Origin of the sequence: Streptomyces sp. NPDC052107 (assembly GCF_040680215.1) — a bacterium.
In the GTDB taxonomy this organism is placed as follows: Bacteria; Actinomycetota; Actinomycetes; order Streptomycetales; family Streptomycetaceae; genus Streptomyces.
In genome coordinates this window covers 1-12,292 of record NZ_JBFAWG010000144.1, presented here as the reverse complement: position 1 = coordinate 12,292, position 12,292 = coordinate 1, and the positions used below count along the sequence as shown (strand labels likewise).

The following is a 12,292-nucleotide window of genomic DNA, read 5'->3' as shown; positions in this document are numbered from 1 at the left end:
GTGGAAGCGTGAAGAACTCCCATCATCGCAGGTCACAAGGCACTTCTTCATTTTCCCAAGCGTCATCCACAGGCATCGGTCGGTGGATCGAGGCTTAGAGTCCGCAATCTTGGGGGCCGGTCCCCTCGGGGCGCTCGGTCCCCGGTCCCTGTACGACTCGTGGGGGCCGGGGGGATCGGCTGCGGGGACCGGCGCCGTCGAGGCCGGATGCGAGGGGACGGCGGCTGCCCTCACGGTGATGTGCGCCGGGGACCAGGGCGAGGGAAGCGGGACCGTGGCGAGCGCGAGTGCGTGCCGGCGCGCGGCGAGCTGGTCGAGCAGCTGTGCGCGCTGGCGGGCGTCGGTCCCGACCGAGGCCCTGCCGACCGCCTTCGACAGGCGCCGCGTCAGCCGCCGGCCGCGTCGGCTCTGCTGCTGCTCGGGTGTGCGTTCGGCGAGGCGGACGGCGAGGGCGACTGCGCGGGCGGTGGCCCGGTCCCGGGTGATCTGTGCGGCGTCGCGGTCGCGTGCGGCGATCCCGAGGCGGGACAGCAGCCGCTCGCGTGCTTCCCGCCCCAGGACGGCGATCAGTCCGTGGGAGGCGGCACCCGGGGTGCGCAGGCGCAGCTCGATCCCCATGGCGAGGTGCCACAGCATCGCCGCCATGACCGGCCCGACGAAGGCCCTTACCCCCGAGATCGCACTGCCGATCGACCGAGTCGACCCGGCCCAGAGGCGCCGTTTCCGCAGCATCTCGATCCGGCTCTACCGCCGAGCAGTCGAGATCAGAGACGGACGGTTCGTGATCCGTCAGTACCTTGATGCCGCAGTCCGCGAAGCCAGCGAAGCCCGCCACCGGGCCCGAGGGCTTCACGGAGAAGAGCTGTCCGCGGCCGTCACCGCCGACCAGATCCTCGCCGGAATCGCCGCCCGGGCAGCCGGTACCCGCCCGGAGACCGACCAGCTCACCGAGTTCGCCGACTCCGAACGCCAGACCAGCAGGCCCATGGACGACATCGAAGCTCTCCTCGACGTCGCGCGCCACCTGCCCCGCCAGCCCGCACTAGCCCCCCACCTTGAGCAGGTCTCTGCATGACGACCGACCTCACCCACCAGCCCGCCCACGTCCAGCTCCAGGCCCTGGATCGCCGCGAGATCTCCAGCCGCGAACTGCTCGACCTCCACCTGGCGCAGATCGACGCCAGCCAGATCAACGCTGTCGTCACCCGCGACGACAGCGCTGCCCGAGCCGTCGCACACGCGGCCGACGAACGCCGCGCCCGCAACGAGAGCACCGGCATCCTCGACGGCCTTCCCCTCACGATCAAGGACAGCTTTGAGACGGCCGGCCTGCGCACCACCAGCGGTGTCGAAGACCTCGCCGATCACGTTCCCGCACGCGACGCCGACGCCGTCGCCCGGCTCCGCCACCAAGGCGCCGTCATCATGGGCAAGACCAATACCCCGGCGTACTGCCAAGACCTGCACACCGACAACGTCCTGTTCGGTCCCACGCTTAACCCGCATGACCCCAAGCGCACTACCGGCGGCTCCTCCGGCGGCCCCGCCGCAGCAGTCGCCGCCCGTCTGACCCCCGCAGACCTCGGCAGCGACCTCGCCGGCTCCCTGCGGCTCCCCGCCCACTACTGCGGTGTCTACGGCCTGCGCCCCACGCAGGGACTCATCCCAGCCCGCGGCCACGTCCCTCGCCCGCCGGGGTGGATCACCAGCAGCGACATGGTCACCGCCGGCCCCCTGGCCCGCCACCCCCGAGACCTCGACCTGCTCCTCGCCGCACTGACGACACCGTCACCCGACGAGAACAACCCCTGGAGCGTCACGCTGCCCACAGTGCAACGCCCAATCGGCCAGCTCCGCGTGGCAGTGTGGGCCGACGACGCGAGCTGCCCAGTCGACCGCGACACCGCTGATGCTCTCGCCACCGTCGAACGGACGCTGACCTCCGCCGGCGCGAGTGTCCGCCACACCACGGGGCCGGTCGGCTTCGCTGACTCTCTGCGCCTCTTCGAGCAACTCCTTTACGCCACCACGACCGCAGCCACCGACGACGACGCCGGCGCCGCCGAACTCGCCGCTGCCCGTGACCTGCACACGGACGATGCGAGCCCTCGAGCCGCCTTCCTCCGCCACCGAACGCAGACACACCGTGTCTGGCTCCGCGCCAACGAGGAGCGCCTCCGGCTCCGGCAGACGTGGGACCGGTTCTTCGCCGACGCCCAGCACGATGTCCTCATTACGCCCGCCGCTCCTACTGCGGCGATCCCAGCCGGGAGCCGCTCTCTCATGGTCGACGGCGTCGAACGGAGCTTCTTCGACCAGACCGGCTGGGCCAACCTGACCAGCCACGTCGGTCTGCCCAGCCTGGTCATGCCTGCTGCGCGTAGCGCCGATGGCCTCCCGATCGGTGTGCAGCTGGTAGGACCGGCCTATTCGGAGCGGTCCTTGCTCGTGATGGCCGAGCACCTGGCGCCTCTGCTCGGCGGGACGGCCGGGGGCGTCATCGGATCATGGAGCGGATGACCTCTGCGTCGCCGTTGTAGGCGATGACGGCACCTTCATCGTCGGTAGGCGGTTCGAACCGAGCGAAGAAGTCGTCCAAGGCTTCGGGAGTCACGTTCAAGGCATTGGCGTCCTTGCGCTGATTGCGCGCGGCGAGGCGCCGCAGGAGCTCCTCCCTGGAGGCTGGCAGGTAGACGAGCAGCGGGAATCCGCCCGCGGCCTGGACTGTCTTCTTCCATTCCTCGCGATCGGAACGACGCCACAGGCCGTGATCGAGGACGACGGCACGGCCCGCGCGCAGGTGCTCCGTGAGCTGCGCACGTACGGTCTCGACCGCAGGAGCCTCGCGCTCGAAATACCCGTGCTCGGGGTAGTCGACCCCATACCGGCCGTGGAGGCGGTGGACCTCCTCGTCAACGCTGAGGCGAACAAGGCCCATCGCGGCGAGGGCCTGTGCAAGGTGCGTCTTGCCGGAGCCGGTGATTCCGATGAGCAGGACGGCGGTCGGCTTGCTCACGATGTCGCGCTCCCCCGCGGTACTGCTGGTAGCTGCTGCTTACGTGCGGTCGCATGGTCCGTAGACGGCGGCTGCCTGGCCGGCGTGGAGGGCCCAGTATCGGTCTCCGTAGCTGAAATGCCACCACTCCGTTGGATAGTTCACAAAACCGGCGGCTGACATGACGCGGCAGAGCGTGTCGCGATGGGCCCGGGCGGCGCCGCTGATCGAGTTCGCGTGGGTGTAACAGGCGCCGTCGCTTTCCTCTGGGGAGGCGTTCATCCTCGTCCCCATGTCCACCTCCTGGCCGTCCGGGGCGGCGAGGGTCAGGTCGACGGCCGCGCCGGCGCTGTGCGGCGCGATCTCCGGTGGGGAGACGTAGCGGCTTGCGGCCTCGTGGACGCGGCTGTCGCTCCAGTCGGGGTTTCCGCGACGCAGCTTGGTCGCGTACTCCTCGAAGTACGCCCGCTGGAGCGCCGGAGGCCGGTACCCCTCGACGACGAGCAGGCGGAACTCAGTGGGGAGCAGTCGCTGGGCGTGTTCCAGGCGCTCGATGAGCCCGTGCCGCAGGTGCGCGAAGTGGCCGCCGGGGTCCTGCTTGCGTTGATCGACGAGAAACAGGCCGGACGCCCGTGTGTCGATGAGTTCCTCGCCGCATTCCTGGACAGGGATGGCGGCGACCCGAGGGTCGGACATCAGCACGATCTTCAACTACGTCTCCTTCGACGCTAATAGAGGAGCGGCGCGACAGGTGTACGTCGGTGTCGGCGGTCAGGCCAGGCCGTCGCCAGGCGTGGCCGCTGGTCCGGATGCGAAATGCGTGAAGTGCGCTGGCGAGTGGTCGATGGCCAGGTCGGGCCGCCATGCGGTGAGGATCTGGGCGCTGCACACGAACAGGCCGTCGGGTAGCTGATCGAGCGGGTGCCAAGCCCAGTCGCCGACGCTTTCGTCCGGCTGCGTGGTCGGCTGCCCCTGCCAGGCGTGGACGAGTGCGCCGACGGTGACCCGCAGGACACCTTCGACGTGGTCGACCAGCGTGCCCAGGAGCTGGACGTCGCCGGTCCGAGCGACCAGACCGGTTTCCTCGCCGAGTTCTCGGATCACCGCGTCCTCGAAGGATTCCCCGGCCTCCACACTCCCACCGGGCAGTTCGAGGGTGCCGCGTCGGTGTCGGCCCAGCAGAATGCCCTGTTCGCTCAGCAGGATCGCTCCGACGCCGACGGCTGCGTGGGCTGCTGGCGCTCGGGTGCTGCGGGGCCGGCTGGAGACTCGCGCCGGCCGGTCGGGAAGGCGCCGGGCGTGGATGAGCTGCTGGATAACCGTGGCGCCCTCGTCGGGGTGAGGCAGCAGGTCGATGGCCTCGACGCGGAAGCCGTACTCGGTGAGCAGGTCCTCCCAAAGCTGCGGTGACAGGACCCACATCTGCGTCGGCAGGGGCGGATCGTCGCGCAGCAGGATCATCTGCTCGCGCGGCGCCACCTCCGTGGACGGGCCGCGGCCGTGCAAGTCGGTGTGGAGGAGCGAGAGGATCAGAGGGGCACCGGGGCGCAGTCCGTCGCGCAGCGCGGGCAGGGAGCGGTGCGGATCGATGAACCCGAGCGTCCCGATCGCGTATGCGGCGTCGAACGGCGCGGTGCCAGCCAGGTACTCGGCCACGTCTCCTTGGACGAACTCCACGCCCTCCACGTTCGTGTGGGCGGAGATGGCGCGTTCGTGCTGGGTCGGGGACAGCTCGATTCCGGTGACGCGGGCTCCGTGCGCCTGGGCGAGATGGACGGCGTGGTGGCCAGCTCCCGAACCGATGTCCAGGACGCGGCGGCCGGTGACGTCACCGAGGACTTCTGCTCCCGGTCCGACCCCTTCCCAAGGCGTCCAGGTGAGCTGGTCGGGGACGGGCGGGGTGTAGGCGCGAGCCAGTTGTCGCTGCCCATACATATGCCAGGCCCATGTGTTGGTGTCCTCGGCGGCCACGATTGCCTCCTGGGTGGGTGCGCTGGGGATCAGGTGTGCGTGGTGAGGTAGGCGGGGCCTTCGCCACGACGGGCCTGTTCGATGGCGTCGAGGCGGGCGAAGGCGCGCGGCGCCATCAGTCCCTGCCAGGTGGCGAGGTCGTGCACGGCCCACATGTCGTGCTCGGCGGGATCGAGCCGGATCCGACCGAGCTGCTCTGCGGTCAGCCGCCCTCCGTCGAAGATGAGCCCTACCTTGTTCAGCGGCAGGCGGGGCCCGGCGTGCAGGAAGTGCGTGAGGAGAAGCTTCGGCGTATCCAGGCCCAGTTCGAGGCCGGTCTCTTCGACTGCTTCGCGGCGAGCGGTTTGCAGCGGGTCCTCTCCTTGGGCGTCCAGGTTGCCGCCCGGGAACTGCCAGAGGCGCGAGCCGTAGACCGAGCGCAGTTGAACCGGCCGGTCGTGTTCGTCGCGGATGTACAGGCAGCCGTACACCGTGTGGTGGGGGACGGTGTGCGCGTACTGCGCGGGCGTCATCGGCATCGGTCGGCCTGGCCGTGCGGGGCGGTGGTCGAATGCGAAGGCGAGGACGCCGAGGCCCTCCTTGGCTGGCGCGTAGATGCTTCGCAGGTTGGCGAGCAGTTCTCCGGGCGGCCCGTTCGGGTCGATGCGCGCGGGGTCCTCTGAACTGAGCAGATCCTCGAAGGAGGGGTACGGGGTGATCCGCTGCACGATGACGTCGAGCTCCCGGCCGGTGTCGCGGTCGTGGAAGACGACCGTGTCGCCGACGGCAACGGCGCGCTTCCGCGGGGTGGCCACCCTCACTTCGATCGTCTTGCGGCCTGCTTCCACTAGGCGGTAGTACCGCGGGAGCAGGCGCATGTGGTGCTCTTGCCGTTCCTCTCTGGCCGCCGGACTCGGGACGGCTGGGATCGCCTGTTGGGTGTCGTCAGGCACACATGCCTCCGATAGATGCGGTGTGGTTCGTTGCGTTCAGCGGCCCATGGAAGGTGAACGGGGGTTGCTCCGTGACGGAATCTTCAGGGTGACCATGTCCCGCCCCCTGCTCCGTCGGCCCGTCACACCCGGCTGCTCTCGCGGGCCGCGGAGGTGTCCGACCAGCTGGCGATGTAGCCCACTGCTTGTTTCGGCGAGCTGCCGCACTTCCTCGGGCGGGAGGTCCGGGTGCATGGAAGCGGCCATGTTCACACCCAGCCCGTTTCGGAGTAGGAGCGGTCGGCCCGGATGCCCTCGATGGCGACCCTGGTATAGGGGACGAGGTCCTCGGGGAGGGCGGCCGGATCCCAGAACTTCCACTGGGTGCACTTGGACGGCTCGCGTAGTTCCGGCTCGCCGCCCCAGGTCCGAGCGCGGAAGAACAGGCCCATGCGGGGCCGGCCCCCGGCCCGGTCGATGTGGTGGACGACGTGGACGAGTTCGACGTCCTGTCGTTCGATGCGCAGACCGGCCTCCTCCCATGCCTCTCTGATCAGGCAGGTAATGGCGCTCTCCTGCTCGCAGTGGCCGGCCAGGACGTGCCAGGTGGAAGGCGCGAAGTTGGAGTCGGGGTGGCGCAGCCCGAGCAGCACCGTCCCGTCAGGCCGTTCCAGGTAGAGGTGAACGCCGATGATGTTGGGAACCGTGCCGTGCGGAGCGGCCGGGCGGCGCCCCTCGTGCGATGCGGGCCCGCTCTGCGACACGGTGCGGGATGCGCCGGCCGGGCGGCTGGCGGCGTGGCGCCGTACGAGGGCGCTGGTGGTGTCTGCGATGCGGAGGCCGTGGAGGTCGTCGGGGGCGAACCAGGCCAGCATCACCCCTTCCGTCAGGTGGAGTTCGCGGGGGTCACCGTTCCAGCGGCCGGCGTAGATGGCGATGGGTACGGTCCCGCAGGCGTCGTCGGTTGCTTCCTCGATGCCGAACGGGGTCAGGTCGGCGATGTGGAGGCCGGCTTCCTCGGCCAGTTCGCGCCGCACAGTGTGCTCCAGGGTGGCGTCCTGGGGCTCTCGGCCGCCACCCAGCAGTGACCACATCCCCGGCTCCCAGATCCGGCCGGGGAAGTAGTCGCGCAGGTGGAGCAGGTACTCGCCACGGTCGTTGTAGATCAGGGCCGAGGCGTTGGCGGTCGCCGGTCCGGTTCCGGGCGGGAGCTTGAGCAGCTTCTGGCGCAGGGAGGGGGAGGCCACCCTGTGCGCGGGACGCCATTCGATGCCGCCGACCTCTTCTTCCTGCAGTACCAACGGCACCTCTGCCGCGGTCTGCCGGCGGAAGAGGAACCGGAGGTCGAAGTGCCGGTGGCCGGGTTCCCCCTTGCCCGGGTGGGCGTCGATGTCGTGTATGTCGATGTCGAACGGGACAGTCTCGTAGCCGGGCCACGGTGCCACGGCCTGGGGCGGGATCCCGGTCTCCTCGTGCAGCTCCCGAAGAGCCGCCCCTGCCAGGGACTCGTCCTCGGGCTCGGTGTGTCCGCCGGGAGCGAGGACTTTGCCGCTCGCCAGGTCCAGCACGTGCAGGACGCGGCCGAGCGGATCGACGACGATCGCGCCGCAGGTGACGTGTCCGGTGAAGGTGGAGCGGCTGGCGATATCGGTGGGACGGTCGAGGGCGCCCAGGAGGCCGCTGAGCTGCGCGCGCTCGTGAGGGTGGCGAGCGAGGTAGGTCTCGACGGTGGTGCGGATGTGGTCGGGTGACAGCGGCATTCGGCTACCTCAGAGGAGCGTGAAGCGGGACAGATGGAGGCGGGGTAGTCGTTCGTGTCAGCTCAGCCGCATCCCCTCAGCAGGGATCTCCTCGATGGCAGCGGGCCGAGCGGCAGGCAGACCCCACCGCTCCCAGGCCGTCTCAGCGGCAAGCAGGGCTTGCCGCGCTCCGGGCGGCCCCCATCCGAGCAGGGCGGCTGCTTGGGCGGGGGAGGCGAGCAGGGGGGCGAAGGGGTGGCCGGTGGCAGGGTCGACGGCCGCCGGTCCGACGGCGGTGACCCGGGCGGCCAAGCGGAGCCGGGCGTTGGGCCCCACCCCGCCGTAGACCTCACCGGTTTCGTCCAGCACCCAGCCCAGTCGCACCGGGTCAGTCAGAGCGAGTTGCCCTTCCTCGGCGGCTTCCCGGTGGAGGGTGTCCTCGGGAGTCGCGTCGGTCTTCTCAACCGTGCCGCCGGGCAGCATCGGCAGCGCGCCTTGCGGGCCGGGGTCGGCCAACTGATGCAGCGCAGTATTGGATCCCGTCGAATGGTTCCGCACGGGTAGCTCTTCTCCCACATCACCATGAGGTGGCTAATCCGGCCGCGGACGGGCGGGACCGCATCCAGCTCCGCTGCCAGCTTCCGGGTCGACTTCGTCGTCCAGCGCAGGGGCGACATCGGGTCGCCCCGCTCGTCGGGCTCGACCAGGGCAAGCAGCGCTGGCCGCAGTCCCGGATCGAGGTCCACAGCCTTCTTCCGGCCCCCACCAGGACGACGGACCCGCCCCAACAGGGGTCGGCCAGAGTCCAGTTCAGCCGCACCGCGCGAGACCGTACCCTCTTGGACCCCGGCCGCAGCAGCGACGCGCCTGATTCCGCCATGCCCCAGCGACAGCGCTTCCGCCCCTATAGCCAGCCGACGCTGACGCTCGTCCAGATGCGGTAACAACACCTGAAACTTCGCAGCCAGGACGGCCTCGATCCCCTCCGGTCTCCCCATACCAGACCAACGAGTCCCACAACTGGAAGCCACGACTTGATTCCCGGCAAGCCCAAAGCATTACCGAGACGAGAGCGGAGAGCATGTGTGCTTCTTTCTCGGAGCCAAGCCGTGCTCAGCCCGCCGCCTGCGCGTCCGGCGCTCAGATGCTGTCGCCGCGGTAGGCCAAGGTGCGCACCGCCAGCGAGCGTACGGTGTGCGCCGAGGCGTTGAGACGATGGTGTCGGGGGAGTGGGAGCTGGCGCCCGGGGTGCATCGGCTTCGCTCAGCGAGGTCCTTCTGCGTTTTCGAGCTTGGCCCAGATCCGGGCGATGGCAGCGATGTCATCGTCGTCGAGGGGATCGACGAAATATTTCTTGACCGAGTCTTCGAAGGTTCGTCTGACCGTCTCGGCGAAGCGTCGGCCGCTCTCGGTGAAGCTGATGAGCGACACCCGACCGTCGCCTTGGTGGGCTCCCCGTTGCAGGTGCCCGGCATCGATCAGTCCCTGAACCAACCGTGACGCTCTGGTCGGGCTGACGCTGACGAGTTTGCCGGACAGACCTCGAACCGACTGAGGCTCGGCCTCCAGGAGCCAGCACAGGATCTCGACGGAACTGAACGAGATCTTGTGCCGATCCAACAGCACGGCGTCGATCCGCCTAGTGACCGCCGCGTGGGTGAGCAGCAGCCCAAACCAACCGTCGACCTGAGCCGGGGAAATGATGCGCGGTTGCGACACGGGTGCTCTCACGCCCGGAAGTATACCCACGAAGTGGATGCCCGCTCACTTAGGTGCGCGCGCACGCATCTGTTACGGTAGGTGTGTAGCTGTGAACGGGAGAACGTGCCCGCTGCGGAACGCCTCGCACGAGCGGGGCCCAGCGCGGCCCGAAGAACCGCGCAGGTTTATGCCTCGCGCGGCCGTCCGGCCGACAGAAAGGTAGAGGTCAACATGCCCAAGCTTGATGACAAGGTCGCTGTGATCACCGGAGCAACCTCCGGGATGGCGTTGGCGACGGCCAAGTTGTTCGTGGCCGAAGGCGCCTACGTGTACATCACTGGGCGCGACAAGGGTCGGCTAGACGAGGCTGTCGCCGCCATCGGTCACAACGTGACGGGCGTACAGGCGGACTCGGGCAATCTGGACGACCTGGCTCGCCTGGCCGAAACCGTACGGGAAGACCACGGTCGCGTCGACGTCCTCTTCGCGAGCGCCGGCGTCGCGTCGGTGACCGACCCGCTGGGAAGTATCACCCCCGATACGTTCGATGCGCTGGTGGGCGTCAACTTCCGCGGCACGGTGTTCACCGTTCAGTACCTGTTGCCCCTGATGAGCGACGGAGCGTCGATCATCCTGAACGGCACGAACAGCGCGACCAAGGGCATCCCCGGTGCCGGTGTCTACTCGGCGAGCAAGGCCGCCATTCGTTCACTCGCCCGCACCTGGGCAGCGGAGTTGAAGGTCCGCGGTATCCGGGTGAATGTCGTCAGTCCCGGTTCGATCGACACCGCGCTCTTCAGCACCGTGCCTCCCGAGTTCCGGGAACAGATCACCGCCGCCATCCCGCTGGGACGGCTGGGGACCAGCGAGGAGATCGGGGCTGCCGCGTTGTTCCTGGCCTCCTCGGACGCCAGCTTCGTCACGGGCGCGAACCTGGTCGTCGACGGCGGGTTCAGCCAGATCTGACCGTGCGGGGCGACCGAAGGCGTGCCTCATCTCAGCGCTCCGACCGGACCGCACCACGAGACCAGCCGGGCCGAGCCCCGCTACAACATCATCGGCGCCCTGCTCTGACTCCACGCGGTACGCGACGACGGCGCGGGGCCGCCACGAACGAACGACGGAAAGGGACAGCGATGCCCGACTACGGTCATCCCCTGCGTTTCGCAACATTCCTTGGCCCCACCAATTCCCCGCCCAGCCGTCCGGTCGAGTTGGCGCAGCTGAGTGAGCGGCTCGGTTTCGACTTCGTCACCTTCCAGGACCATCCCTACCGGTCGAGCTATCTCGATACCTGGACTCTGCTGAGCTGGGTGGCTGCACGGACCGAGCGCATCGGGGTGTCCGGCAACGTGCTGAACCTGCCGCTGCGCCAGCCCCCCGGTGTACTCGCCCGCGCGGCGGCCAGCCTCGATCTGCTCTCCGGTGGACGAGCCAGCCTCGGGCTCGGAGCCGGTTACTTCTGGGATGCCGTGCAGGCGATCGGCGGACGGCGGTTGACCCCGCTGCAGGGCGTTGCGGCACTTGAGGAGGCAATCGACATCATCCGCGGGGTCTGGGATGCCGACGGGCCGGGCGGCTTGGACGTTGACGGCGAGTTTTATTCGGTCCACGGCGCCGAGCGGGGACCCGCGCCCGCCCACGAGATCCCGATCTGGCTCGGCGCCCACAAGCCGAAGATGCAGGGCTTGGTGGGACGCAAGGCCGATGGCTGGCTGCCGTCACTGCCGATGATGGAGCCGGGCGGCGTGGCAAAGGGAAACACGATCATCGACGACGCAGCCCGGGCCGCCGGCCGAGACCCCCGCGAGATCACCCGTCTGCTCAACATCTTCCCCGGCCAGCAAACTCCGGAGGAACTGACCCGGCTGGCCGTCGAGGACGGCGTCAGCATCTTCATTCTGGCCAGCGACGACCAGGACGTCATCGAGCGCTTCGCCGCTGAGACCGTCCCCGCGGTACGCGAACACGTCGCCCGGGAACGCAACTAGCCCCCGAGCCGACGCTGCGTGGCCAAAGCGCTTGATGCAGCCCACCAGATCGGCAACCCACTCCTTACCAGCAGCACATGGACAGCAAAGGAACACGTCATGACCACCATCAGCATCATCGGATCGGGCAACATGGCCACCGCTATCGGCACCCGCGCAGCCAAGCACGGCCACGCGATCGAGCTGATGAGCCGCAACACCGCCAAGGCGTCGGCGCTGGCCGACCAGATCGGCCACGGAGCCACCACCGGCGAGTTCGGCGCACCGCCGGCAGGTGACATCGTCATCGTGGCCGTCCCGTACACCGGCGTAGTCGACGTGGTCACGCACTACGGGGACGCGCTTGCCGGTAAGATCCTCGTGGACATCTCCAATCCCTTCAGCGCCGATGCCAGCGGACTGGCGACCGCCCCGGGCAGCTCGGCAGCTCAGGAGATCGCCGCTGCCGCCCCCAAGGGCACACCTGTCGTGAAGGCGCTGAACTCGCTCTTCGGCCACGTCATCGCTCGTGACACCCCCCTGGACGCTTTCGTCGCGGGCGACGATGCCGCAGCGAAGGCCCACGTTGCGGCGTTCTTGGAGAGCATCGGCTTGCGGCCCCTGGACACGGGAGGGCTCGCGATGGCCTCGGTCCTCGAATGGACTGGCATCCTGCTGATGGGGCTGGCCCGCAACGGTGCCGGCTTCGACATCGCCCTCAGCGCCGTAGACCGCTGAACACCCTTCCGGTTTGGGCCGGCCGCCGAGGTGGTGACGGCGGAGACGGGAACCGATGCCCTGCCCGGGAGGCGCGCACGGGCTGGGCTGGCGGCGAGCGCAGGGCGGCGGCTTGAGCGACGCCGAGAGGGCTGCGCGGGAGCGGGTCCGGCTTCAAGCTGTGGCTTGCTTCGACCCGGGTTCGACTTAATTCGGTGACCTGGAGGATCGAATCTGGCCTCTGACCTGGGCGGACATGGGTGTGGCCGCCTGGAGGGCGTTTCTCTA

The 12,292-nt window shown here is 69.0% G+C and carries 12 protein-coding genes and 2 pseudogenes; 5 read left to right on the top strand and 9 right to left on the bottom strand.

Annotated features, from left to right (window positions below; translation table 11 throughout):
* Positions 1–93: 93 nt before the first annotated feature.
* Positions 94–669, bottom strand: a pseudogene (locus AB0M27_RS44415) (hypothetical protein); the annotation flags it as partial.
* Here AB0M27_RS44415 and AB0M27_RS44410 point away from each other — a divergent pair.
* Both AB0M27_RS44410 and AB0M27_RS44405 read left to right on the top strand, forming a co-directional pair.
* A complete protein-coding gene (locus tag AB0M27_RS44410; RefSeq protein ID WP_365731469.1) occupies positions 617–1,075 on the top strand; it encodes a DUF6545 domain-containing protein in 459 nt (152 codons plus the stop codon). The pseudogene AB0M27_RS44415 and the gene AB0M27_RS44410 sit on opposite strands and share 53 nt — an antisense overlap.
* Complete coding sequence (locus AB0M27_RS44405; protein ID WP_365731467.1) at positions 1,072–2,520, top strand: amidase family protein; 1,449 nt, start codon at positions 1,072–1,074, stop codon at positions 2,518–2,520. Before AB0M27_RS44410 ends, AB0M27_RS44405 begins: the two co-directional genes overlap by 4 nt.
* On the opposite strand, the gene AB0M27_RS44400 is transcribed toward AB0M27_RS44405, so the two are convergent.
* The 8 genes and pseudogenes from AB0M27_RS44400 to AB0M27_RS44365 form a co-directional block, all read right to left on the bottom strand.
* Positions 2,498–3,016: an ATP-binding protein gene (locus AB0M27_RS44400; RefSeq protein ID WP_365154721.1), complete on the bottom strand. Its 519-nt coding sequence runs from the start codon at positions 3,014–3,016 to the stop codon at positions 2,498–2,500. The two genes, AB0M27_RS44405 and AB0M27_RS44400, sit on opposite strands and share 23 nt — an antisense overlap.
* Positions 3,017–3,055: 39 nt before the next feature.
* A complete protein-coding gene (locus AB0M27_RS44395) occupies positions 3,056–3,691 on the bottom strand; it encodes a M15 family metallopeptidase (RefSeq protein ID WP_365156429.1) in 636 nt (211 codons plus the stop codon).
* Between the two features lie 75 nt (positions 3,692–3,766).
* On the bottom strand, positions 3,767–4,966 hold the full coding sequence (locus tag AB0M27_RS44390) for a bifunctional class I SAM-dependent methyltransferase/NUDIX hydrolase (RefSeq protein WP_365731465.1): 1,200 nt from the start codon (positions 4,964–4,966) through the stop codon (positions 3,767–3,769).
* A gap of 29 nt (positions 4,967–4,995) precedes the next feature.
* The gene (locus tag AB0M27_RS44385) at positions 4,996–5,823 is read right to left on the bottom strand and encodes an NUDIX domain-containing protein (RefSeq protein WP_365154716.1); all 828 of its coding nucleotides are present in this window, start codon (positions 5,821–5,823) and stop codon (positions 4,996–4,998) included.
* 323 nt (positions 5,824–6,146) lie between these two features.
* Positions 6,147–7,637 carry an NUDIX domain-containing protein gene (locus tag AB0M27_RS44380; protein WP_365731463.1) on the bottom strand — a complete coding sequence of 497 codons (1,491 nt, stop codon included), beginning with the start codon at positions 7,635–7,637 and terminating at the stop codon, positions 6,147–6,149.
* Between the two features lie 57 nt (positions 7,638–7,694).
* Positions 7,695–8,132, bottom strand: coding sequence for an NUDIX domain-containing protein (locus AB0M27_RS44375; RefSeq protein ID WP_365731461.1), 438 nt, complete (start codon positions 8,130–8,132; stop codon positions 7,695–7,697).
* Positions 8,133–8,239: 107 nt separating this feature from the next.
* Positions 8,240–8,614: pseudogene (locus AB0M27_RS44370) on the bottom strand (ISAzo13 family transposase); the annotation flags it as partial.
* A 265-nt stretch (positions 8,615–8,879) separates the two neighbouring features.
* Positions 8,880–9,347 (bottom strand): MarR family winged helix-turn-helix transcriptional regulator, encoded by a 468-nt coding sequence (locus AB0M27_RS44365; protein ID WP_234341840.1) that lies wholly within the window; start codon positions 9,345–9,347, stop codon positions 8,880–8,882.
* 201 nt (positions 9,348–9,548) lie between these two features.
* Between AB0M27_RS44365 and AB0M27_RS44360 the strand changes: the two genes are divergently transcribed.
* From AB0M27_RS44360 to AB0M27_RS44350, 3 genes are all read left to right on the top strand, one after another.
* Positions 9,549–10,283: an SDR family oxidoreductase gene (locus AB0M27_RS44360; RefSeq protein ID WP_030949777.1), complete on the top strand. Its 735-nt coding sequence runs from the start codon at positions 9,549–9,551 to the stop codon at positions 10,281–10,283.
* Positions 10,284–10,453: 170 nt separating this feature from the next.
* On the top strand, positions 10,454–11,308 hold the full coding sequence (locus tag AB0M27_RS44355; RefSeq protein WP_120985062.1) for an LLM class flavin-dependent oxidoreductase: 855 nt from the start codon (positions 10,454–10,456) through the stop codon (positions 11,306–11,308).
* A 99-nt stretch (positions 11,309–11,407) separates the two neighbouring features.
* On the top strand, positions 11,408–12,025 hold the full coding sequence (locus tag AB0M27_RS44350) for an NAD(P)-binding domain-containing protein (RefSeq protein WP_365731458.1): 618 nt from the start codon (positions 11,408–11,410) through the stop codon (positions 12,023–12,025).
* The last annotated feature ends 267 nt before the right edge of the window (positions 12,026–12,292 follow it).

Bases quoted from the DNA above. Each gene is read 5' to 3' on its own strand.
- AB0M27_RS44355 (WP_120985062.1), top strand. From the start codon at position 10,454: ATGCCCGACTACGGTCATCCCCTGCGTTTCGCAACATTCCTTGGCCCC.
- AB0M27_RS44350 (WP_365731458.1), top strand. From the start codon at position 11,408: ATGACCACCATCAGCATCATCGGATCGGGCAACATGGCCACCGCTATC.
- AB0M27_RS44410 (WP_365731469.1), top strand. From the start codon at position 617: ATGGCGAGGTGCCACAGCATCGCCGCCATGACCGGCCCGACGAAGGCC.
- AB0M27_RS44405 (WP_365731467.1), top strand. From the start codon at position 1,072: ATGACGACCGACCTCACCCACCAGCCCGCCCACGTCCAGCTCCAGGCC.
- AB0M27_RS44395 (WP_365156429.1), bottom strand. From the start codon at position 3,691: ATGTCCGACCCTCGGGTCGCCGCCATCCCTGTCCAGGAATGCGGCGAG.
- AB0M27_RS44385 (WP_365154716.1), bottom strand. From the start codon at position 5,823: ATGCGCCTGCTCCCGCGGTACTACCGCCTAGTGGAAGCAGGCCGCAAG.
- AB0M27_RS44360 (WP_030949777.1), top strand. From the start codon at position 9,549: ATGCCCAAGCTTGATGACAAGGTCGCTGTGATCACCGGAGCAACCTCC.
- AB0M27_RS44380 (WP_365731463.1), bottom strand. From the start codon at position 7,637: ATGCCGCTGTCACCCGACCACATCCGCACCACCGTCGAGACCTACCTC.